We start from the raw sequence: 22028 nt of genomic DNA on the forward strand, positions 1-22028 counted from the left end.
AGGCCCAACGAATAGGTTAAGACGCTATACAGGAACTAACTTACTGATTTGGAGTCAGAAAATTCTGAACGACATGGCGATTCTATACGAAAGCCCCGCCACCATTCGGAGCGATCAAAATGACTTCAGAAACTATCTAGCCCCCTGTGCGGTACCCGAGCGACCTGTCGGACGCGGAATGGTCGATTATCGAGCCCCTCTTCAATGAGTTGGAGCCCTATAAGACCGGGCGCCGCCGGGAGTCAAACCTCCGTGAAATTCTAAATGCCATTTTCTACCTCAATAAAACAGGTTGCCCCTGGCGCTATTTGCCGAAAGATTTTCCATCCTACCATTTGGTCAATTATTATTATAACAAATGGACGCACAGCGGACTCTTGGAACAAATCAACGCCGCCCTGCGGGCACGTTTGCGTGAAAAAGTGGGGCGAAATCCGGATCCGAGCGGAGCGATCATTGATAGCCAAAGCGTCAAAGGCACACCGGAATCCTCCATCGATTCTGGCTTTGACGGGGGCAAGCTCGTCAAGGGCCGGAAGCGCCATATTGTTGTCGATACAGTGGGTTGCCTGATCGTCGTCTGGGTGCATGCGGCCAACAGCTTGAATTCAGATAAAGCCCACTCAAACAGCTCATGACCCGAGTCGCCACAATCAGCCCACATCAATTTGATGCTCTGTACCAGCAGGAATCAGCGCTCGATGACGTGACGAGCGGTTTTTCCGTCAAACAGGTTGATTGAGGTTGTGAAACGCCATACAAAACAGAAAGGCTTTCATGTTTTACCCCGTCGCTGGGTTGTTGAGCGCACGTTTTCTTGGCTGGGCAGATCACGGCGGCTCAGTAAAGATTATGAAAGAGAGCCCCGTTCGAGCGAATCGCAAGTCTATCTTGCTTCATCGCGATTGTTGCTCCGGCAAATTTGCAACAATCAAATAGCCTATGAATAGGTAATTCTTTTACATGATTGGGCTCTAATGCGAAGTTCATTCGATGTCACTTTCTATACAGCGTCTAAGCGGCCCCGCTGGTACGACGTAATAGAATAAGCGCCGCGCCGTCTGCGGGGTCCGCTCTTGAACCGCTTGTTAAGCGATTCTTTTCTTACGAAAAAAAGCGTGGTCTGCCCGGTTTTCTTCCTTAAAGTTTGGTTACGCTACAGCCATCTTCCAAGTACAATGACAAGACATCATCTTTTTTTGCCCATGCGCCAGCGCTTGAAATAATTCCGCTCACTCTTACCGTGTCTCCATTCTCTATGCCTTTATAAGTGGTGGATTGCTCTTTCTTTACGGGGCAGGAAATCCTTGTTTTATCGCCTATCTTTGTGACAAGCCAAATCGTGCCTTTACCTGAATCTGTTATTGAAAAAAGAACACCACTTAAAGATATTGACAGCGGAGATGCCATTAGTGTTGCGCTTAAAGAAAGAGTGATAGCACACGACAGCGTTACAAAATATTTCATTTATTATTCCTCAACACCGGGTTTTAAGTAGATTAGACGCGAGGCGTGTCCGGCGCCTAATGTGAAGTCTAAAGCGGCGCGCGCCCCTGATGAGCTAGCCATTTAACACGACGCCTGTGGCGCGCGCTCGCTTTTAAGACAAAGGTTAGGCTCTTATTCATTTTCCGGGAAAAAAACTCGAGCTTGACCCCTTATCCGCTGCATCACTTTGTCACCTTTCCTTCAAACTTCATTTTCAGGTAACAACCATCGCCCTTTTCAAACTGATCTGTGAAAGCAACTACAGCATCTTCTGACGGAAATGCTTTGAAATCTTTAACAGGAGTGTACGACACCTTAGGCGTCCAAGAAAGATCTTCAGCGACTTTTCCTTCGTTGCTCTTAGCGCCTTTCTTAATCACTTTAACAGTATCGTTCTGGATTTGAGCGACTTCAAAAATCTCATACCAATAGTGAGTGCATTCTCCGGTAGCGTCTTTTGCTTGATGAGACCAATAAATAATCTGGCCTAGCTTAGGATTTGGTATCGCTACGGTGCCTTGCGCAGTAGCAGCAAATGCTGTAGAAAATAATAAGTATGTTAATGCAGACGACGCGATCAACACTTGTTTTTCAATTCTTTAACTCCAGTTTTTTATTACAGGATCAATAGGGCCTAGGCCATCGCGTTACACACATTTTTGTAAGTCGCTGAAATATAAACAACACAAACCGGAGCGTGTTATATAAAAATCAGCAAGTTACAGATTTGTGTGTAATGGTATGGGCCTAGGCCCGTTAGTTTCCCGGCGAAAACGTGAAAGCAAACTTTGCCGGACGCGTTTTTTGATGGGCCTAACGAATTAGGTTAAGCGGCCCCGCTGGCACGACCTGGCAGAATTAGCACCGCGCCGTCTGCGGGGTCCGCCCTTTAACCGCCATTTATACGAATGCTTGGTTTCCTACGCCGATGCTGCTATTCATCTTTAACCCACGTCTCATTCCAGCCCTTATCCTGATTCTTTGCGTCCTCCCAAAAATTCCATCGATGAACAGCAAATATTGATTTGCCATCCTCCCGCAGTGTCATATTGATATATCCTACATTTTGCAACTCCTTTTTTGGCCATGAAATAACTCCTTTATAATAGTTGTATATTTCACCTATATCAGTTCGAGCGACCCCCTCGTATGCTTGTGCTTCCCATTTTCCTGTACTGTTTGTTATTAAATACTTTTTAACTCCAACTTTTCCTATAATAATCTTTTCGTTTGCATTTTTATCTGAGTGATATGCCCCCTCAAACCTAACAGAATCCGCTAATGCTGCATTTGCGCATAAAGCTAACACCATTAAAGCTAAAGTTATTGATTTCATGCGTTTTCCTCACGCCGCGATTTATTGAATATGCCAAGCGGCGGCGTATTATCGCTGTGACACATTGTCAGGTATGTACGCCCCACCTTCCTGGCTAATACGAGTCGACCGCACCCCGTCCGCTCGCCACCGCTGGCGGCACCGGCGCCTAAACGCCAAACAGCCGATCCGATTCGGCGCGACTGCGGGTCAGCGCGTCCTCGACCGAGACCCCGAAAAACCAGTTTCCGGTGACGCCAAGCCGTTTGCCGGATAGCGCCACGTCGAGTCGCTGCACCAGATCCGTGTGACCGCGACGCAGGGCCGGAAGACGGTTGTAAACCAGCGACTGGGCGGCGACGCGCTCGGGCTTGACGCCGAGCACGGCGCAGGCTCGCGCGACCTGGGCCTCCCGGCACAAAACGCCCGGACGGAAGTGGAAGGCGAAGCCGCGATAGTTCTCGTCCGGCAGGAAGTCGCGCGAGACCGCCGAATAAAAGGCATCGTCCACGGCGATCAGACCCGCCAGGGGCTTGAGTTCCAGATCGCCGGTGCGAAAGATCAGGACCAGGGTTTCGATCTCGGCCATGCCGATCCCGGCAATCGCCTCGCGCGCCGTCTCGAAACTCTTGGGCAGCAGGGCGGTGGCGGCGTCGGGCGGAACCGCCAGGGTCAGGGCGGCGCAGCGGATCGCGCCAGCATTCTCGACGCGTATCCGAAAACCCTCGCCATCCGGCTCGATGGCCGACACGCGCTGTTCGGTGCGAACCTCGATGGACGACTGGGCGGCGATGGCGTCCGGGATGGTCGAGAGCCCTTCGGCGAAGGTAAACGCCTTGATGACCTCCTTGCGGCGCGGTTTGCGGCGAAACAGCACCTCCGCCGGATAGTCGTCGGCGGGCTGGCAGATGACGGCCTGGAAGGCGTGGCGCAGCAGATCCCGGTAGTTCCGTTGTCCGAGTACGGTTCCATAATAATCGACGACGCCGCGCCCGGCCTTGGGCTCCCGGAAGATGCGCGGGATGGAACGGGCGGCCTCCAGGACGTGCAACGCGGAGAGAATGGAGCGTCGCTTGCCGTTCTTCCAGAGCGAGTAGCCGACCTTGACCTTGGGCTGTACCCGATCGGTCAGACCGAGATCGTCCAGGATCGACAGCAGGTTGCCGTAGCTGTTGAAGCAGGTGTGTCCGCCGGCCTCGGTCCAGAAACCGCCGAGCGTCTCGAAATGCTGACTGTTGAGACAGCCGCCGATCCGGTCGCTGGATTCCAGAACCAGCGTGGAAAGACCCCGGCGGGCGGAGAAATGGGCGGCGCCGAGTCCGCTGATGCCGGCGCCAATGACGATGTGGTCGAAGTCTGTGCTCATGAGCGGGCGTCAGTCCGTGTGGTCCCTGAGATCGGGGGTGGGGTCGATGGCTGCGAGCGAAAGATGGCTGAGGTCCGCCGCCGGGGCGGGCGCGACGGCCGGTTCGCAGTCCTCAAGGCTCCAGTCGGGACTGGAGACGAGGCTTAGATAACTGGTGTCGAGGTCAGGCATCTTAACCGGGCCGGGGTTTTCGAGAAAGCCGTCCTGAGGCGCGAGCGCGAGACCGGATGGCTCGCTGGACATGGGCGCGGATGGCGCCGAGGCGCGATCCGGGGCCGCCTCTCGATCGCTGGAATCCTCGCAGGGGGTGATGATCAGAACCGCTCCGGCCTGCGCGAAAACCCGCTCGAATTTGGCTGCCGTGGCGACATCGACCGCGCGTCTGACGAACACCGATTTGCCCGTGAAGAGTCTGGCGATGCCCGGTTCGTCGAGCTTGAAGAGCGCGCCCAATTGCCGGCGCACGGCGCTTGGGTCGGCGTCGGGCGCGAGCGTGCCGTCAAAGCTGAGATCGAACTGAACGTCGGCCATGGTTGTCATCTCCGGACCCCGGCCGGGGTCCGGGGCGGTTTGCGATCAGAGTGGTTTGGTCAGGCTGAAGGCGCCGCGAATCTCGCCTAGGCTGTAGCCACGGGCCTGGTCGTTAGGATAATGCTCGTCAAGCGCCGCGGCTACCTCCGGGTTGATCTCGCTGCCATGACAGGCCAGACAGACCTCGCCGGTCGGCACGGCCTTCATGAAACGGAACGACTTGCCGGCTTCGGTCGCGACCACCTCGGCCTTGGCCATGGTCTGCACGTCCTCGCCCGCTGCCTGGCGTTGCTCGAACGCGGTCAGAACCTGCCGCTCCCAGTCATCCGGCGTGTTGAGTTCGGCGTTGCGGGTCTTGAGACTGGTCCGTTTGACCTGCCAGCCGGTCTTGTCGCTCAGTTCGGCGGCGATGGCCGGCGCGCGCTCCTTGCAGAGGCCGACGGCCTGGATTGGGCCGCCTTCCTCGATGGCGGTCTTGAGTTCGCCCTGTAGCTGGGTGGCGAATGCCTTGACGATGCCCTTGGCCTCCTCGACGTTGGGGTTGATCGGCGCCTCTTCGGCAAGCGCTTCGGCCGCGCTCAACGCAAGCGCCAGGCCGGCGGTCAGAAAGGCGGAGGCGGCGGTCAGACGGACAACTGTTTTCATGATGATCAATACTCTGCGTTGATGGATCGATTGAAAGGTTGAGTAGGGTGCCCGGACAGTGTGACGGGTTCTGGCCCCGTTGCCTTTGATGGATCGCATCCCGAGAGTTCCCCGACACCGCCGATCGGACACCTCAGGCAATGGCCGCCGCGGGCGAAGTCAGCCGCAGCCAGCGCTGCTCGACGTCGCTCGCCGGAATCGGACGGGCGTAGAGATAACCCTGCGCCTGCCGGCAGCCGTGCCGCCGGAGAAAGTCCGCCTGCTCCTCGGTTTCCACCCCTTCGGCGACGGTGATCAGGCCCAGCGCGGTGCCGAGCGCGATGGTGGCCTTGACGATCTCGGCGTCGCCCGCGTCCAGGATGACATCCTTGACGAATTCGCGGTCGATCTTGATCTTGTCGGTGCGGAATTTCCGCAGGTACTGGAGCGAGGAAAAGCCGGTGCCGAAGTCGTCGATGGCGAAATGAACCCCCAGTTCGGACAGACGCACGATGTCCGACTGGGTCTGCGCGGTGGCCTCGATCAGCACGGTTTCGGTGAATTCGAGTTCCAGGTGCCCGGGGAGCGCGCCGGTGTCGCGCAGAATCTCCAGAATGCGGTCGCCGAAGGCAAGGTCGCCGACTTGGTGGGCGCACAGATTGACCGCGATCCGTCCGAAGTCGAGACCCTGTTCGGCCCAGGCGCGGCTTTGCCGGCAGGCATCGGTCAGCACCCAGTCCGACAGCCCCCGGATCAGTCCGCGCTTTTCGGCCACCGCGATGAAGTCGCCGGGATAGAGCAGGCCGCGGCTGGGGTGACGCCAGCGCACCAGCGCCTCCATGCCCACCAGGCGCCCCTCCTGGAGGTCGAATTGCGGCTGATAGTGGATCAGCAATTCGTCTTGCTTGATGGCCTGGGAGAGTTCGCGAGCGATGTCCATTTCCTGCTTCAGTTGCAAGGTCATGGAGTCCTCGAAAAAGGCATGAGTGCCGCGTCCGGCCTCCTTGGCCTTGTAGAGCGCCACGTCCGCCTGGGCGATGAGTTCGTCCACGTCGCTGCTCTGCCGATTGGCGATGACGATCCCGATGCTGGTGTTGATCGCGATTCGGATACCGTTCAGGTGGAAGTCCTGACCGAGGTTCTCGACGATTTTCCCGGCCAGCACGGCGGCATCGGCAATGTCCTTGAATTCACCCTGCAGCAGAGCGAACTCGTCGCCGCCGAGACGGGCCAGAAGATCGGTGCCTCGGGTGATCGCGGAGAGCCGATCGGCCACGGCGCGCAGCAGTTCGTCGCCGACCGGGTGACCGAGACTGTCGTTGACATCCTTGAAGTGGTCCAGATCGAGCAGGTGGAGGGCGAAGCGCTTGCGCTCGCGCCGCAGCGCGGTGAGCGCCTGTTGCAGTTCCTCCTTAAACAGCAGCCGGTTGGGCAGGCCGGTCAGGGCGTCGTGGAAGGCGAGATGTCGAATCTCCGCCTCGGCGCGGCGGCGGACGCTGATGTCGTGGAAGGTCACCACGGCCCCTTCGATCCGCTGATCGCGTCGCATTGGGGTCGCCCAGTACTCGGCCGGAAAACAACTGCCGTCCTTGCGCCACAGGACTTCATGGGCGACATGGTGATTACCGCCCTCGCGCGCGGCGGCCAGCATGGCGCAGTCTTCGTGGTACAGCGGGGTGCCATCGGCGTGGGAGTGATGGATCAGATTGTGGACGGCATTCCCGATCAACTCGTCGGGGTCGAAACCGACCAGATTGGCGGCGGCCGGATTGATGAAGGTGATCCGGCCCGCGAGATCCAGACCGAAGATCCCCTCGGTGCTGGATTCCAGCAGCAGCCGCGACTGATCCTCCGCCTTACGGATCGCGGTCTCGGCCTGCTCGTGTTCGATGACGATCGCCGCCAGTTCGGCCGCCGACTCGATCAGTTCCAGATCCGCCTCGGTTGGCTCCATCGTCTGGGTGGCATACACGGCGAAGGTGCCGAGCACCTGCCCAGAGTGGTCCAGGATGGGTTGCGACCAGCAAGCCCGGAGCGGGGTCTGGAGCATCAGCTCCCGAAAATCGGACCAGTCGGGATCCGCCAGAATATCCTCCGTGATCACGCGCTGGCCGGTGACGACCGCGGTTCCGCAGGAACCTACGCCGAACCCCACCCGCACGCCCTCAACGGCACGGGTATAGGACTCTGGCAAACGCAGGGTCGCGAGCGTGTGCAGGGTCTGGGTCTCGGGATCGAATCGATGAATCGAACAGATGGCATGCGGGGCGATCTGTTCGAGATAGGCGACGATGGCCTCCAGCATGTCGGTCATGGGCCGGCCGCGCGCCAGCATCTCCAGCACCCGGTTGCGGCCGTCGAGCAGCAGCCGGGCGCGGCGGTAATCGGAGATGTCCTTGGCGACGCTGACGAAGCCGACGACCCGCCCGCGCTCGTCGCGCTTGTAGTTCCAGTCCACCTGCACGTCGATCAGGCGCCTGTCGCGGGTCAGGTTGCGGCTGTAATAGGTTTGGGGCGGCGGCTGGCGAAGCGCGAACGACTGAAGATCGTGCAGCAGGGCCAACCTATCGGCCTCGGGCACCAGATCGGCGACACTGCGGCCGATCAGTTCCTCGGGGCGGTAACCCAGCAGTGCGTGACAGGCGGGGTTGGCGTACTGGATGGTGCCAGCGGTATCGATTTCCTGAATGTAATACTGACTGACCTCCACCAGAGTACGAAACCGTCGTTCGCTCGCGCGCAGAGCGCGTTCGGCCTGTCGGTGTTTCTTGATCATGGTCGTCGCGGAGCGGGCGATCGTCTGGAACTCGCTAAAAGCCATCGACGGCGGCACAATCTCCACTTGCGAATTGGCCGATTGCTCGAAGTATTTCACGAAGGATTCGATATTGATGCGCGCCCGGCGCGTCAATCCGCGGATCAGGAGATAGAAAAAGGCGACGATCAGCGCGAACAGTCCCCCGATGGAAAGGATCTCTATCTGAAAACGCTGGCGGGCGGACTGACGCAAGGCGCTGACACCTTGCTCGATCTCGTCGAGATAGGCGCCCGCTCCGACATACCAGCCCCACTCGTCGAGCGTCTCGACATAGCTCATTTTGGGCGCCGAGCGCTGGCCTGGGAACAGTGGCAGGACATACTCGACGAAGCCGCCGCCAGCGCGCGCCTGCTCGATCAGCGCACGCACGATCGGCTTGCCGTTCTCGTCGGTCGCCTCCAGCATGTTTTCTCCCTTGGCCGGCCCCGCCAGCGACAGACCGTCCCATTGTCCCGCGAAGACGTAGGTACCGTCCTCGAAGGGTAGCCGTTCGAGCCAGTCCAGGGTCGCGCGCTGCGCCTCGGCGCGCGGATCGGCCGAGGCGTCTCCGTCACCCTGACCCGTTGCGACGCGGGTCTGCTGATGGCGCGCGAATGCAATCGCCTGGCGCACCGTCCCGATCAGACGGTCCCGCTCCCCCGCCAGTGATTCAGCCCGCAGACTGGCCGTCTCCTGCTGCAATTCCCAGTGTTCGAACAGGGCTAACACCATCAGGCTCATGCAGATGGCTGCCAGCGCCATTGCAAAGGTCTTGTGAGACAGGGCGGTGACGAGCGAGGGAGGTGTTGGCATGTTGGATGAGTGGAAATTGCCGAAGCGGTCTGTACTGGCGTGCGTTGGATCGGGGTATTCTAGCAGCCTGTCAGGCTTGATCATTCGGATTCCAGACCGCGCGGGAGAAACAGCCGAAACCCCATCACGGATTTGATAATGCCGAAGACCGGCTCGACGGTTTGTTGGCACGGAGCGTCGGTCGCCCGGCTTTTGGGAGTACCGAGCCAATGGGCCAGCACTCAACCGAGGTCGCGTCGGGTGGGGGGAGCCAGCGGGTTCGCGAAGCGCTACGAGCAATGGGGATGGCGCTTATCGCGTTTGATCTAGGGGTTGAAAAATGGGGAAAAGTAAATCCTGCCCTTCTGTTTCTTTATGAACCAACGCCGATTTAAATTCGCATGGGCATAACAACAAAAGTTTCATCTTCAGCGTCTTTGCCGCGCCAGACTGAGCTGCTGTTCCCATCCTGGAATTGGATATGGACATCGCTTTCGTCGATGGCACCTAAAACGTCCATAAGATAGGAGACATTAAAACCGATCGATGTCGACTCGTCGGTATAAAGGAGTTCGATTTCCTCTTCGGCTTCTTCCTGCTCTGGATTATGTGCGAGAAGTTTGAGTGTGTCTTGCAAGAATGTGAGTCGAACACCACGATATTTTTCGTTTGATAAGATCGCCGTTCGGGATAACGAGCGCTTCAGTTCATCTTTTTTCAATAATGCCGATTTTTGAAGTTCGCGGGGTATGACTCGTTCATACTCAGGGTAGCGACCGTCAACTATTTTTGACGTCATAGCCATATTTCCAAAGGAGATGTGGAAACTTTTTTCTCCTAAGCTCATCGTTGCATCCTCCTCGGAACTACTCAGTTGCCGCCGAAGCTCCAGGATGGTTTTGCTCGGTATGATCACTTGACGGGGTTCGCTGATACCTATAGCTACCTTGCTACGATATTTTGCGAGCCTATGGCCATCGGTCGCAACTGCCGTTAATGAAGTGGCATTAAATTCGATAAGTAGTCCATTTAAGTAATAGCGTACATCCTGTTGCGCCATTGCGAACGATGTCTTTTCCAGCAATCGTTTTAATATGGACTCACTGATGGTGAACTGAAAACCATCGTTGACAGGCTCCATAAACGGAAAATCAGCCGCAGGCAATACGCCCAAAGAAAAACGTCCGCGTCCCGAGGTGATTACGCATCGATCATCCCCAATACGGAACCGAATTTCTGCGCCATCACCCAGGCTCCGACAAATGTCGATTAATTTTCTAGCAGGTATGGTGGCATCGCCCGTATGCTGGGTTTCAACTGCAAAATCAGTTTTAACTTCAACCTCTAAATCAGATCCAGTCATTGTCACTCGGCCACTTTCAGCGAACAAATGCAGATTGCTCAGAATTGGCAAAGTTTGGCGCCGCTCGACAACGCCGGTCACCTTGACGAGAGCGGGTAAAAGTATTTCTCGGTTAACGACAAATTCCATCGAACTCTCCATAAATGGCAAAATAGTTCGCCAATCGTAATTTTCTATAATATTACGATTGGCGTTACTTAAAAAACTATGAGTTAAGTATTCTTAACAGATTCTTGTAATCTTCGTCTACCCCCGCTTCGCTTTCCCTTAAGCTTTTTATTTTTCGAGTAGCATGTAGAACGGTAGTATGATCACGACCGCCGAATGCATTGCCAATTTCTGGCAGGCTGTGCTTAGTCAGTTCTTTTGCTAATGTCATGGCGATTTGTCTCGGTCGCGCGAGTGATCGGCTCCGTTTTGGCGAAAGCATGTCGGACGTACGAAGCTTGAAATACTCTGCAACTGTTTTTTGAATATTCTCAACACTGACCTGTTTGTCCTGAGCTGCCAGCATGTCTCGAAGTGCATGCTTGGCAAATTCCAGGTTGATCGCCTTGCCAGTAAATTCGGCATTTGCGACTAAACGACGTAACGCCCCCTCTAATTCTCGAATATTCGATCGGATTCGACGACCTACAAAAAAAGCCACATCATCGGGGAGTTCCACGCCCCACTGGGTCGCCTTGCAATGAAGGATAGCAACGCTTGTCTCCAGATCCGGTGGTTCGATTGATACTGTCAGTCCCCAACCAAAACGTGATTTCAAGCGCTCCTCCAGCCCAACAACCTCTTTCGGAAAACGATCACTCGTGAGGATAATTTGTTGGCGTGAGTCAAAAAGTGCGTTGAAGGTGTGAAAAAATTCTTCCTGGGAGCGCTCCTTGCCCGCAAAAAACTGAACGTCATCAATGAGAAGCGCATTGACCGAGCGATAGGTTTTCTTGAAATCATCAATTTTATTATGCTGGAGCGCCTTAATCATCTCGGCGACAAATCTTTCGGAGTGTAAGTAAACGACCCGAGCAGTCGGATTCGATGACAGTATGATGTTCCCAACGGCATGCATTAAATGTGTCTTGCCGAGTCCAACTCCACCATAGATAAATAAAGGGTTATAAGCCGTGCCAGGATTCTGGCCGATCTGCATCGAGGCAGCACGAGCAAGTTGATTCGATTTCCCCTCTACAAAAGTCTCAAACGTGAAATCCGGATTAAGATGGGCATTTGAACGCCTTTGCGCAAGCTCAGGAACGACGGCTGAAATAAAGTTTTGGTCTCGATCAGTCTGGTTATTGACGCGGTGTTCAACACCTCCCACTTCGAATGTAATCTGAGGAACAGACCCTTCACTAAAAAGAGTACAAAGTTCGAGTAGTCTTTTTTCATAATGATTCTGCGCCCAATCCAACACAAATCGATTGGGAGCGTATAGTTGTAACTGAAGTCCGTCGACGCGTGCCTGGAGAGGTAAAATCCAAGTGTTGAATTCCGCCGATGTTAATTCGCCCTTCAGTTGCCTGACACACTGCTCCCATAAATCCATGGTATCTCCTGACTAAGATGTTAAATTGCGGCTTTTTTCGTCTATTTTTTATGCGGTTTTCATGTCGACCGCTGACACCCCGAGTGCCTGCGGTCACCAGGCCGAGTAGGCGGAGATTTTCAAAGACCATCGATTTTAGATAGTCTAGCGTCGTCTAACAGACTTATCCACAAGCGAAATTCTGACGTTTCGCTTAGAGGGTGTAGACAAAAATAATTGAGCTGCTATTTGTATACCAGTCTACAACTGAGCTGGTGTGCGCTGATGTCGAAAGCTGGTCGTCCCCCCAAGATTCACGAGGCGGAGCAAGCGGTATTGCGTCAAATTGTCACGGATCGCCCGACCTCCACGCTGTCAGAGATTGCCCGGGAACTCGCGGCACGGACGGGAATCGAGGCTCATGAAGCAACGATTCGCAAGTCCTTGCGGGAGGCGGGCGTCACGCGCCTCCGGGGCGAGAGTGGTCTCGAGGCGCAAGCGCGCGCAACGCCGCGTCGGTATGGGTATACGGATGCGCATCGTCGCCACGACCCCGACCAAAGCTACCCAAGTTGTCTGACCGATGCGGAGTGGGACTTGGTCGCCGCTCTCTTTGAGATGCCGGGCGGGCGGGGTCAACCGCCCCGCGTGTCGCGCCGGAGCATCCTGGAGGCGTGTTGCTACGTGGTGCGCACGGGGTGCGCGTGGCGGATGCTGCCGCACGATTTCGCGCCTTGGCAGAATGTCTACAAGACGTTTCGCCGTTGGAGTGCGGCTGGGAAGTTTGAGCAGATGCATGATCGACTGCGGGGGCAATGGCGCGAACGCGAGGGGCGTGAGATCGCGCCGACGGCGGCGGTGCTGGATGCGCAATCGACCCGCGGCTCGCCGCAGGGTGGACCGAGCGGCTTTGATGCGGGCAAGCAGGTCAAGGGGCGCAAGCGCAGCCTGGTGGTCGATACCTTGGGGTTCGTGTTGGCGGTGAGCGTGGTCGCGGCCAATCTTCAGGACCGCGATGCCGCCTCGGGCGCCGTCGCTGACGCGGCCGCCAAGTACCCCCAGATCAACACGCTGTTTGTCGATAGCGCCTACGCCGGTCAATTTGCCCAAACCACCGAGCAGACCCACGCGATCCGCGTGGAAGTCGTGCGCCATCCAGCCAACAAAAGCGTTGGCTCCTGGCACGTGGACGGGGCGCCTGACCGAGTGGTGATCGCCAACGCCGACGGCTTCGTTCCGCTGCCGAAGCGCTGGGTTGTCGAGCGCACCCATGCGTGGAATGAGCGTGCCCGTCGATTGATCATGCATCATGACCGTCTGCCAGCGGTCTCCGAAACCTGGGTTTGGCTGGCGGAGGCGCGCATCCTGCTGCGGCGGTTGACCACAACGGTTTGATTTTGTCTACACCCTCTGAGTGCGACCAAAAGTGATACAGGCCACTCTGCTGTCATGCGGCTTGCCTAATTTTGTCTCGCCAGCCCCCGTGCGGATCTCGGCCTTGACCACGGGTTTGAGCACACGGCCGAGCTCAGACCGATCCCACCGGGCAGGATCCACCCGCCCAACGGAAAAGGCTACGCCGCTTTCAAGCCATTCTTAAAGTCATCGCATCAAGCACCGCTTGCGTCGATCATCGCCCCAGCGACTGCGCCAGGCCCTGGATTAATCGCCCAAAAACACAAGTTATTGATTAATAATCAATAAATAAAAACCTGGTCAAAACCACTGGAGCGATTTGTGAATAATCTGTGCAAAAATGCGCCGAGCGATGTTACACACAGATTATCCATCGCTTTAGCCAGCATCCATGCACTTCTTTTATCTTATTCAACCGTTTGTTTTTAAATTAATTTAAATAAAAAATCAGTTTATCCACAACCCTTATTATTATAATTATTTGTATACATCATTTTTTATAAAAACCCGACCGAAACGCTCAAATCTCTCGTCTGTCGGGAGTTTTATCCCGCGATCCGTCGATCACGGGTAAAATGCCTTGATGGATGTATCCCTTCTGCTCGACTCACTCAATGCAGCCCAACGCGAGGCGGTTTCCGCCAAAGCCGGAAATCTGCTGATCCTGGCTGGCGCAGGTTCCGGCAAGACCCGCGTGCTGGTGCATCGCATCGCCTGGTTGATTCAGGTCGAGCAGGTACCGCCTTGGGCGGTGCTAGCGGTGACCTTCACCAACAAAGCTGCGCGGGAGATGCGTGGGCGCATCGAGGAAATGCTCGGAGAACCGGTCGGCGGCATGTGGGTCGGAACCTTTCATGGTCTTGCCCATCGCTTTCTGCGCGCTCACTGGCAGGATGCCAAACTGCCCCAGCACTTCCAGATTCTGGACGCGGACGATCAGTTCCGGTTGGTCAAACGTATTCTGAAGGCAATGCAGCTTGACGAAGCACGCTGGCCGCCGCGTCAGGTACAGGGTTTCATCAACAAACAGAAGGACGAAGGTCTGCGGCCCCAACATCTGGATGCGGGTGGCGATTTTTTCCTGGACAAAATGATCGGCGTCTATCGTGAGTACGAGTCGTTGCGTACCCGCGGCGGTCTACTGGATTTCGCGGATCTGCTGCTCTCGGCGCTCGAACTGCTGCGCGAACGACCGGACATCCTGCACCACTATCAGGAACGTTTCCGTCACATTCTGGTCGACGAGTTTCAGGATACCAACGCCATTCAATATGCCTGGCTGCGACTGCTCGCGGGGCGCAACGACAATCTCTTCGCGGTGGGCGACGACGATCAGTCCATCTATGGCTGGCGTGGCGCGAAGGTCGAAAATATCCAGTCGTTTCAGCGCGACTATCCCAATACCCGCACGGTTCGGCTGGAGCAGAATTATCGCTCAACCGGCAACATTCTCGCCGCGGCCAACGCCCTGATCGATCACAATCCGACCCGTCTTGGCAAAAATCTCTGGACCGAGGACAGCGCAGGCGAGCCCATTCGTCGCTATACCGCCTTCAACGAGGTCGACGAGGCGCGCTTCGTGATCGAGCGCATCCGCCGTTTCGTCGAGACCGATGGCTATCGGCGCGACGAGTGCGCGATCCTCTACCGCACCACGGCCCAATCGCGGCTGTTCGAGGAATCGCTGATCCAGGCCGGAATCCCCTATCGCGTCTATGGCGGACTGCGCTTTTTCGAGCGTGCCGAAATTCGCGACGCGCTCGCCTATCTGCGTCTCGTGGCCAATCCGGACGATGACGCAGCCTTCGAGCGCGTGGTCAATACGCCGACGCGGGGTATCGGCGAGCGCACACTCGATCTGTTGCGTCAGCAGGCGCGCGAATCCCGCGTCTCGCTCTGGCGGGCCGCGCTGGATCTGACCGCCACCGACGCGCTGGGACCGAGAGCGAGCGGTGCGCTGCGCAAATTTATCGAACTGATCCAGGTGCAGACCGGAAACAACGACGGCCGGACATTGGCCGGTCTCGCCAGACATCTGATCGATGTCACCGAACTCCCCGCGTTCTACCAGAAAAACAAAGACGGCAAGGGCCAGGATCGGATCGAAAATCTGGAACAGTTGGTGGAAACGGTCACGCGATTCGAGCACGAACTGGACGACGAATCGGGCGATGCGCTTGGCGCCTTCCTCGCCCATGCCGCGCTGGAAGCCGGCGAGACCCAGGCCGACCGCGCGGAGGATGCTGTGCAACTCATGACCCTGCACAGCGCCAAGGGTCTGGAGTTCCCGATCGTTTTTTTGGTGGGCGTCGAGGAAGGTCTGTTCCCGCACAGTCTGTCGGCCGAGGATCCGGCCCGGCTCGAAGAAGAACGGCGCCTCTGCTACGTCGGCATGACCCGCGCCATGCAGCAGTTGTTCGTCACCCATGCCGAGAGCCGCCGTCTCTACGGACGCGAGGACTATCCCGCACCGTCGCGTTTTCTGCGCGAGATTCCGCCCGATCTGGTGGAAGAGGTGCGTGGCGGCGGCGTCGCACGTCGCCCGGCCGCGACAGCCCCGATGCGGGGTCAGGCCGGGATGCCGGTCGCCGGCGGTTTTCAACTCGGTCAGCGGGTTCGGCATCCCAAGTTCGGCGAGGGCGTGATCCTGCACCAGGAGGGCAGCGGGACCAATGCCCGTATCCAGGTCAATTTTCGGGATGTCGGCCCGAAATGGCTGGTGCTGGCCTATGCGCGTTTGGAGTCTGCGGGATAGACGCGGTCGAATCGGGCTGGGGTAACCGGCCAATCCGCCCTACAATAGATCGGATCACCACAACCCTGCGGCACCCGCCTATCATGTCCGACACTGAAAACTTCGAAGATCTGCTCAAACAATTCGATCAAGCTCACCCGCAAACCCAGAAGGGCGAACCCGCCATCGGCGACCGGGTGAGCGGCACTCTGGTGGCGATCGGCGAGGACTATGCCTTTGTCGACTTGGGCGCCAAGTCCGAGGGACGCCTGGAAATCGCGGTCCTGAAAGATGCCGAGGGGCAACTCAAGCATGCCGTTGGCGAGACCATCGAAACCCTGGTGACCGGCAAGGACGAGGACAGCGGCATGCTGCTGCTCGGCAGCCAGCAGGGCCATCGTTATCATGGCGTCGACGAGGTGGAACACGCCTACCGCCAGGGCTTGCCGGTGCAGGGTCAGGTGAGCGCCGCCGTGAAGGGCGGGGTCGAGGTCCAGGTGGCCGGGATCCGGGCCTTCTGTCCGGCCTCGCAGATCGATATCCGCTTTATCGAAGATCTGTCCGAGTTCGTCGGCCAACGTTTCGATTTCAGGATTACGAAATTCGAGGGCGGTCGCCGGCCCAATCTGGTGGTTTCGCGCCGCGCCATTCTGGAAGAAGAGCAACGTCTCCAGGCCGAGCAGACCCGTGCCCAACTCGCGGAAGGCGCCGTTCTGACCGGTACGGTGACGTCGCTCAAGGACTATGGCGCCTTCGTCGACATCGGCGGTCTGGAGGGCATGATCCATATCAGCCAGCTCGCCTTCGGTCATGTCAAGCACCCGAAGGAGGTGTTGCAGGTTGGTCAGCAGGTCGAGGTGAGCGTGCTACGGATCGATCCGCCGGGCGAGAAAAACAAGCGCGAGAAGATCGCGCTCTCGATTCGCGCCCTCGGTCGCGATCCCTGGCAGGACGCGCTCGACAGCTTTCCGGTGGGGACGCGTGTCAGCGGCACGGTGTCGCGCCTTCAGCCCTTCGGCGTTTTCGTCGAGCTAGCCCCTGGCATCGACGGATTGGTGCATATCAGCGAATTGGGCGCCGGTCGGCGCATCAATCATCCGAGCGAGGTCGTCAATCCGGGCGACCAAGTCGAGGCGACCGTGTTGGGGGTGGATCTTGAGCGTCGCCGGATCAGTCTTTCGCTGGACGAGAAGCGTCAGGCCGACGAGAGCCCCGATGCGCGTACCTTCGCTGCGACCCAGACGTCGGCCAAGGCACCCGAAAACCCCCTGGGCAGTTTTGGCGAACTTCTGAAGGCAAGCATGAACAAAGGTCGCTGAGCGGTTCGGACGTACTGGATGCGGGAAGACGCGCCAGGAATCATGGGCGCCATCGAGCCGCCACCGCTCGCGCTCTACATCCACACCCCCTGGTGTGTCCGCAAGTGTCCCTATTGCGATTTCAATTCGCACGCCGCCGATCGGTCGCCGCCCTTCGATCGCTATGTCGCCCAACTGCTGGCCGATTTGGACATGGAACTCCGCGCGCCGGCGGCGCGGCGTCCGCTCTCGTCCATTTTCATCGGCGGCGGGACGCCGAGTCTCTTTCCCGGTCCCGCGATTCGGACGTTATTGGATGGCATCCGTGCACGCACGCGACTGGCTCCCGAGATCGAGATTACCCTGGAGGCCAATCCAGGGGCAGCGGATGCGCACCGATTCGATGCCTATCGCGCGGCGGGCGTGAATCGCCTGTCGATCGGCGTGCAAAGTCTTTCGGATCGCCAGTTGGCACGACTGGGTCGGATCCACCGTGCCGCCGATGCGCGGGCTGCGGTTGCGGCGGCGCGGGCCGCCGGTTTCGAGAATCTCAACCTGGACCTGATGTTTGCCTTGCCCGACCAGACCCTGCACAACGCTGCGGCCGACCTGGATGCGCTGATCGAACTCGCACCGGAGCATGTCTCCTACTATCAGCTGACGCTGGAGTCGGGTACCGATTTTTTTGCCCATCCGCCCGCCCTTCCCGATGGCGATCTGGCGGCGGATTTGGCCGCCCAGGGGCTGGAACGGTTGTCCCTCTCGGGATACCGTCAATACGAGGTGTCAGCGTATGCCCGCGCCCAGCGGCAATGCCGGCATAATCTCAACTACTGGCGCTTTGGCGACTATCTCGGGATCGGCGCCGGCGCTCATGGTAAACTCACGGTATCGACCGAGGAGAGCGCTGGCTGGCGTATCCGGCGATCCGTCAAGAATCCTCACCCGCAAACCTATCTTGAGGCGCCTTCCGAGTTACTGGCCGGAAGTCTGTTTGAGTTGACCGAACAAGACTGTGTGTGCGAGTTTGCCTTGAACGCGATGCGACTCACCCAAGGCTTCGAGCTTGGTTTGTTCGGCCAGACCACGGGGCGGCCGATCGCACTCATCGCGGATCTTTTGGGGCGAGCGGCGGCAGACGGGTTGCTGATTTTGAGCGCGAACTGGATTCGGCCGACGCCATTGGGCCGCGATTTCCTCGACGATCTGGTGAGTCGATTTCTGTTCCACGACTCTCAAGCCGATGCGGGATAAGTTCCGCCAGCATGCGTTTTTCGCCTAAACTGCCGGCAGCGCCCAGCCCTGTCGTTTTCGACTAAGGCATGGCATCGGCTGAAAACGTGTTTTTTGCTCGGGACGCGGTCGTCAAGTTGCAGCTTGGCAACCTCGATGGTAACCTCGCCCGTTTTCCTAGAATTCTAAAGCCCAAGCTGGGCAAAAAGGTCATCATGAAAGAAGGAATCCACCCGGAATACACCGATGTCAAGGTGGTATGCAGCTGCGGCAATGAATTTATGACGCGCTCCACCAAGGGGAAAGACATGCATGTGGAGGTTTGCTCCGCCTGCCATCCCTTTTATACCGGTAAGCAGAAAGTCCTGGATACTGCCGGGCGCGTCGATAAGTTCCGTCGGAAGTATTCGCGCTGAAATCTCCCGCGCGGAGATATCGTACTCGGTGCTTCCACCGACGAACGCTCCGCGCGCAACCCTCCCATGGCTTCACGAGACATCCTCGGTCTCAAGCCGTGATAACGGTGCTCTTGAGAACCCCCATCGTCATTCGGCCCCCCGTGTTGCGATCTCTTTAGGTTATTGCGTGTTCGGTCGATCGGCGAGTCGATAAGGTCGAACGATGGCGGTCGGCAACCTTTCCTTGATACCCTCGCCTCGTACTTATTCCACGTAGCGCGAGCATCCTTGGTCGTCGGGTTGAGCCGGCCGGGTTCTCGCGCTGCCGTATCGATGTTGAAACCCCGGAGACCGCATGGATCTCATCCATCTCTGACCGGAGCGGGAACGACGTGAAAAAAATCGCCATTATCGGCGCCGGACGTGTCGGCGAAACCACCGCGCAAATTTTGGCGGAGGAAGAATTCTGTCGCGAAATCGCACTTTTCGATGTACGCGAGGATGTGCCAGAAGGTGTCGCGCTCGATATTCTTCAGACAGCGCCATTTCGATGCAATCGTCGAGCGTACCCGCAAGGGTGGGACAGAAATCCTCGCCCTGCGGAAGAATTCCAGTGCCTATGACGCCCCTGGCGCCGCAGTGGCCGCCATGGTTGACGCTATTGTCAATCATCGACGGAGACTGCTTCCCTGTGTTGCCCTGCTTGAGGGCGAATACGGCGAAACCGATATTGCCATGGGTGTTCCATGTATTCTGGGAGAAAAAGGCATCGAATCGATCATCGAACTTGACTTGAATCCGCGTGAACGGGCTGATTTCCTGCGCTCTGCCGGTTCCGTGAGGGCAGAAATCGAGCGCTTGGGCGATCTCCGTGAACGCGATGGTGTAAGGTAAGCGGCGCGCAACTCGGTCAAGGCACGTAAAATGCTTTATCCCTTTCCGAAGGAGAGCGGGATTTGAAGCGCTTGTGACAAGACTGTCACGCGAAGGCATCAGTCGGCGCGTCCATTCTCGAAACCCAACACGAACCGCCTTGAAGGTGATGGCACCCCAGGCGGCATGGCCAGGAGCGAGCTTATGGCGAACGAAACCATCACCATTACCAATAACGCCACCGGGGAGAGCTTCGAGTTCCCCCTGAAACAAGGGACCATTGGACCTTCCGCGGCTGACATTTCATCGCTCTACAAAGAAGCTGGCATTTTCACCTTTGACCCTGGATTTATGTCCACGGCAAGTTGCCACAGTGCGATCACCTTTATTGACGGCGAAAAGGGCGTTTTGCTGTATCGCGGCTATCCGATCGAACAACTGGCGACCAAGGCGAGTTTTCTGGAGGTCGTCTATCTGCTGCTCTATGGCGAATTGCCCAACGAGAAAGCCCTGGTTGGTTTCGAGAAGCTGGTCAGCCGTCACACCATGCTCAATGAGAACCTGAAGAACTTTCTCGACGGGTTCCATTACGATGCCCATCCCATGTCGATCCTGATCGGGGTGGTCGGCTCGCTGTCCGCTTTTTATCATGATTCACTGAGTGTCAACGAATACCACGACCGCGAAATTTCGGCCCATCGTCTGATCGCGAAGCTTCCCACCATTGCCGCAGCCGCCTACAAACACAGCATCGGCGAACCCATCATGTATCCGCGCAACGATCTGCGTTTCTGCGCAAACTTCCTGCACATGATGTTCGCCACCCCCTGCGAGGACTATAAACCGCGTCTGGTCGCCGAGAAGGCGCTGAATCTCCTGTTCATCCTGCACGCTGATCACGAACAGAACGCCAGTACCTCGACCGTGCGTCTGGCGGGCAGTTCCGGAGCCAATCCCTTCGCCTGTCTCGCGGCGGGCATTGCCTCGCTCTGGGGGCCGGCGCATGGCGGCGCCAACGAGGCCGTGCTCGATATGCTGCTGGAAATCGGGAGCGTGGATAACGTCCCGCGCTATATCGAGAAGGCGAAGGACAAGGACGATCCTTTCCGTCTGATGGGATTTGGCCATCGCGTCTACAAGAACTACGACCCGCGCGCCAAGATCATCCGCGAGGTCTGTCATCAGGTGTTGGAAGAACTCGCCGAGGCGAATAATCCGCTGTTCGATCTGGCGATGAAACTGGAGGATATCGCGCTCAACGACGAGTATTTCGTCGAGCGCAAGCTGTATCCGAATGTCGACTTCTATTCCGGCATCATCTATCAGGCGCTCGGGATTCCGCGCAACATGTTCACGGTCATGTTCGCCATCGCGCGTACCGTTGGCTGGGTCTCTCACTGGATGGAAATGATGTCGGATTCGAATAATCGCATCGGTCGGCCCCGGCAAATCTATTGCGGACCGAGCCAACGCGATTATTTACCGATCTCGCGGCGTTAGGCGGGATTGGCATCCGCGAGCAAACGCCGCACTTCCTCGGGATCGGCACCGCGTAGCGGCTGTTCAGTGACCGGGTCGAGCGGCGGATTGCGCAGGGCTCGCATGGGCAGCACGATCAATTTCACGGGCATCTCGCCGGCCATGAAGCGGAACAGCGGATGCGATTGGCGCTGACCGTCGGGATAGCGGAAATCGCGTTCGGCGTCCTGCCAGGGAATTCCATGTTCCATCAGGGCAAACAGCACATCCTCGGGGCGTTCGGAGAACAGCAGCAGTTCGACGCCGGTCTGCCGATCGCCCGCGCCACTGAGCGCGGGTCCGATCAGCCGCGGTCGGAAGCCCTGAAAGGTTTTCATGGCCTCTAGGGCATTCTCGCGCAGATCCAGACAGTCCCGTTCATGGACGTGACCGAGAAAGAGTCGGCGGTGGGTCAGCACCGCCTCCTGCACCGCCTCGTTGGATGGCCACTGGCGTCGGTTGGGAGTTCCCATTCGCTCCGCTGCTTTGCGTTTTGCCCGATCGTAATCGGACAGCCCCTGCTCGACCATGATGCGAGCGGCCTCATAGGCCAGGCGCTCTTTGAGTGAACTGGTTCGCGTTCGTGCAGACATCGATTTTCCTCCCATGAGGTACCGTCGTTCGCATGTCCAGCGACCGCGGTGTTGCTGACTTTATCCGCCACGCAGAGCAGGGCGGCCAGGCAGTTCTCATTTAGGCGTCATCCGCCATCGTAGAAGCCCGCTTGCGGGCGATATGACCCGTCAGTCGCCTTCTGGTC

19 protein-coding genes and 1 pseudogene are annotated in these 22028 nt (G+C 57.6%); 10 read left to right on the top strand and 10 right to left on the bottom strand.

Annotated features, from left to right (window positions below; genetic code table 11):
• The first annotated feature begins 209 nt into the window (after nt 1-209).
• Together THIVI_RS25800 and THIVI_RS25805 are read left to right on the top strand one after the other, a co-directional pair.
• Nucleotides 210-638: a transposase gene (locus THIVI_RS25800; RefSeq protein ID WP_245537273.1), complete on the top strand. Its 429-nt coding sequence runs from the start codon at nt 210-212 to the stop codon at nt 636-638.
• Nucleotides 639-746: 108 nt separating this feature from the next.
• On the top strand, nt 747-950 hold the full coding sequence (locus tag THIVI_RS25805; RefSeq protein WP_245537274.1) for a transposase: 204 nt from the start codon (nt 747-749) through the stop codon (nt 948-950).
• Nucleotides 951-1140: 190 nt separating this feature from the next.
• Here the strand turns inward: THIVI_RS25805 and THIVI_RS24740 are convergent, their stop codons facing one another.
• From THIVI_RS24740 to dnaA, 9 genes are all read right to left on the bottom strand, one after another.
• Entirely contained in the window at nt 1141-1467 is a 327-nt protein-coding gene (locus THIVI_RS24740; RefSeq protein WP_157174452.1) for a hypothetical protein, read from the bottom strand.
• Nucleotides 1468-1670: 203 nt separating this feature from the next.
• Nucleotides 1671-2072 carry a hypothetical protein gene (locus THIVI_RS24745; RefSeq protein WP_157174453.1) on the bottom strand — a complete coding sequence of 134 codons (402 nt, stop codon included), beginning with the start codon at nt 2070-2072 and terminating at the stop codon, nt 1671-1673.
• Between the two features lie 350 nt (nt 2073-2422).
• The gene (locus THIVI_RS24750; protein ID WP_157174454.1) at nt 2423-2824 is read right to left on the bottom strand and encodes a hypothetical protein; all 402 of its coding nucleotides are present in this window, start codon (nt 2822-2824) and stop codon (nt 2423-2425) included.
• A 148-nt stretch (nt 2825-2972) separates the two neighbouring features.
• Complete coding sequence (locus THIVI_RS13770; RefSeq protein ID WP_014779184.1) at nt 2973-4169, bottom strand: protoporphyrinogen/coproporphyrinogen oxidase; 1197 nt, start codon at nt 4167-4169, stop codon at nt 2973-2975.
• Between the two features lie 9 nt (nt 4170-4178).
• The gene (locus THIVI_RS13775; RefSeq protein ID WP_014779185.1) at nt 4179-4700 is read right to left on the bottom strand and encodes a hypothetical protein; all 522 of its coding nucleotides are present in this window, start codon (nt 4698-4700) and stop codon (nt 4179-4181) included.
• A 45-nt stretch (nt 4701-4745) separates the two neighbouring features.
• Nucleotides 4746-5345, bottom strand: coding sequence for a Tll0287-like domain-containing protein (locus tag THIVI_RS13780; protein ID WP_014779186.1), 600 nt, complete (start codon nt 5343-5345; stop codon nt 4746-4748).
• A gap of 133 nt (nt 5346-5478) precedes the next feature.
• The gene (locus THIVI_RS13785) at nt 5479-9018 is read right to left on the bottom strand and encodes an EAL domain-containing protein (RefSeq protein WP_014779187.1); all 3540 of its coding nucleotides are present in this window, start codon (nt 9016-9018) and stop codon (nt 5479-5481) included.
• A 286-nt stretch (nt 9019-9304) separates the two neighbouring features.
• Nucleotides 9305-10405 (bottom strand): DNA polymerase III subunit beta, encoded by a 1101-nt coding sequence (gene dnaN / locus THIVI_RS13790; protein WP_014779188.1) that lies wholly within the window; start codon nt 10403-10405, stop codon nt 9305-9307.
• A gap of 76 nt (nt 10406-10481) precedes the next feature.
• Nucleotides 10482-11819, bottom strand: coding sequence for a chromosomal replication initiator protein DnaA (dnaA, locus tag THIVI_RS23785; RefSeq protein WP_014779189.1), 1338 nt, complete (start codon nt 11817-11819; stop codon nt 10482-10484).
• A gap of 264 nt (nt 11820-12083) precedes the next feature.
• Here dnaA and THIVI_RS13800 point away from each other — a divergent pair, with 264 nt between their 5' ends.
• The 8 genes and pseudogenes from THIVI_RS13800 (at nt 12084) to THIVI_RS13830 (ending at nt 21250) form a co-directional block, all read left to right on the top strand.
• Nucleotides 12084-13193: an IS5 family transposase gene (locus THIVI_RS13800; RefSeq protein ID WP_041447215.1), complete on the top strand. Its 1110-nt coding sequence runs from the start codon at nt 12084-12086 to the stop codon at nt 13191-13193.
• Nucleotides 13194-13797: 604 nt separating this feature from the next.
• On the top strand, nt 13798-15969 hold the full coding sequence (uvrD, locus tag THIVI_RS13805) for a DNA helicase II (RefSeq protein WP_014779190.1): 2172 nt from the start codon (nt 13798-13800) through the stop codon (nt 15967-15969).
• An 83-nt stretch (nt 15970-16052) separates the two neighbouring features.
• On the top strand, nt 16053-17267 hold the full coding sequence (gene rpsA, locus THIVI_RS13810) for a 30S ribosomal protein S1 (protein WP_014779191.1): 1215 nt from the start codon (nt 16053-16055) through the stop codon (nt 17265-17267).
• Nucleotides 17268-17285: 18 nt separating this feature from the next.
• Nucleotides 17286-18500 (top strand): radical SAM family heme chaperone HemW, encoded by a 1215-nt coding sequence (gene hemW, locus THIVI_RS13815; protein ID WP_014779192.1) that lies wholly within the window; start codon nt 17286-17288, stop codon nt 18498-18500.
• A gap of 194 nt (nt 18501-18694) precedes the next feature.
• Entirely contained in the window at nt 18695-18895 is a 201-nt protein-coding gene (rpmE, locus tag THIVI_RS13820; protein ID WP_041447608.1) for a 50S ribosomal protein L31, read from the top strand.
• A 374-nt stretch (nt 18896-19269) separates the two neighbouring features.
• A complete protein-coding gene (locus tag THIVI_RS26330; protein WP_425358599.1) occupies nt 19270-19500 on the top strand; it encodes a lactate/malate family dehydrogenase in 231 nt (76 codons plus the stop codon).
• A pseudogene (locus tag THIVI_RS13825) lies at nt 19406-19771 on the top strand (malate dehydrogenase); the annotation flags it as partial. The gene THIVI_RS26330 and the pseudogene THIVI_RS13825, both read left to right, overlap by 95 nt.
• Before the next feature lie 183 nt (nt 19772-19954).
• A complete protein-coding gene (locus THIVI_RS13830; RefSeq protein WP_014779194.1) occupies nt 19955-21250 on the top strand; it encodes a citrate synthase in 1296 nt (431 codons plus the stop codon).
• Here the strand turns inward: THIVI_RS13830 and THIVI_RS13835 are convergent.
• Nucleotides 21247-21861 carry a hypothetical protein gene (locus THIVI_RS13835; protein WP_014779195.1) on the bottom strand — a complete coding sequence of 205 codons (615 nt, stop codon included), beginning with the start codon at nt 21859-21861 and terminating at the stop codon, nt 21247-21249. The genes THIVI_RS13830 and THIVI_RS13835 overlap by 4 nt on opposite strands.
• Nucleotides 21862-22028 lie beyond the last annotated feature (167 nt).

Source organism: Thiocystis violascens DSM 198 (assembly GCF_000227745.2).
Taxonomy (GTDB): domain Bacteria; phylum Pseudomonadota; class Gammaproteobacteria; order Chromatiales; family Chromatiaceae; genus Chromatium; species Chromatium violascens.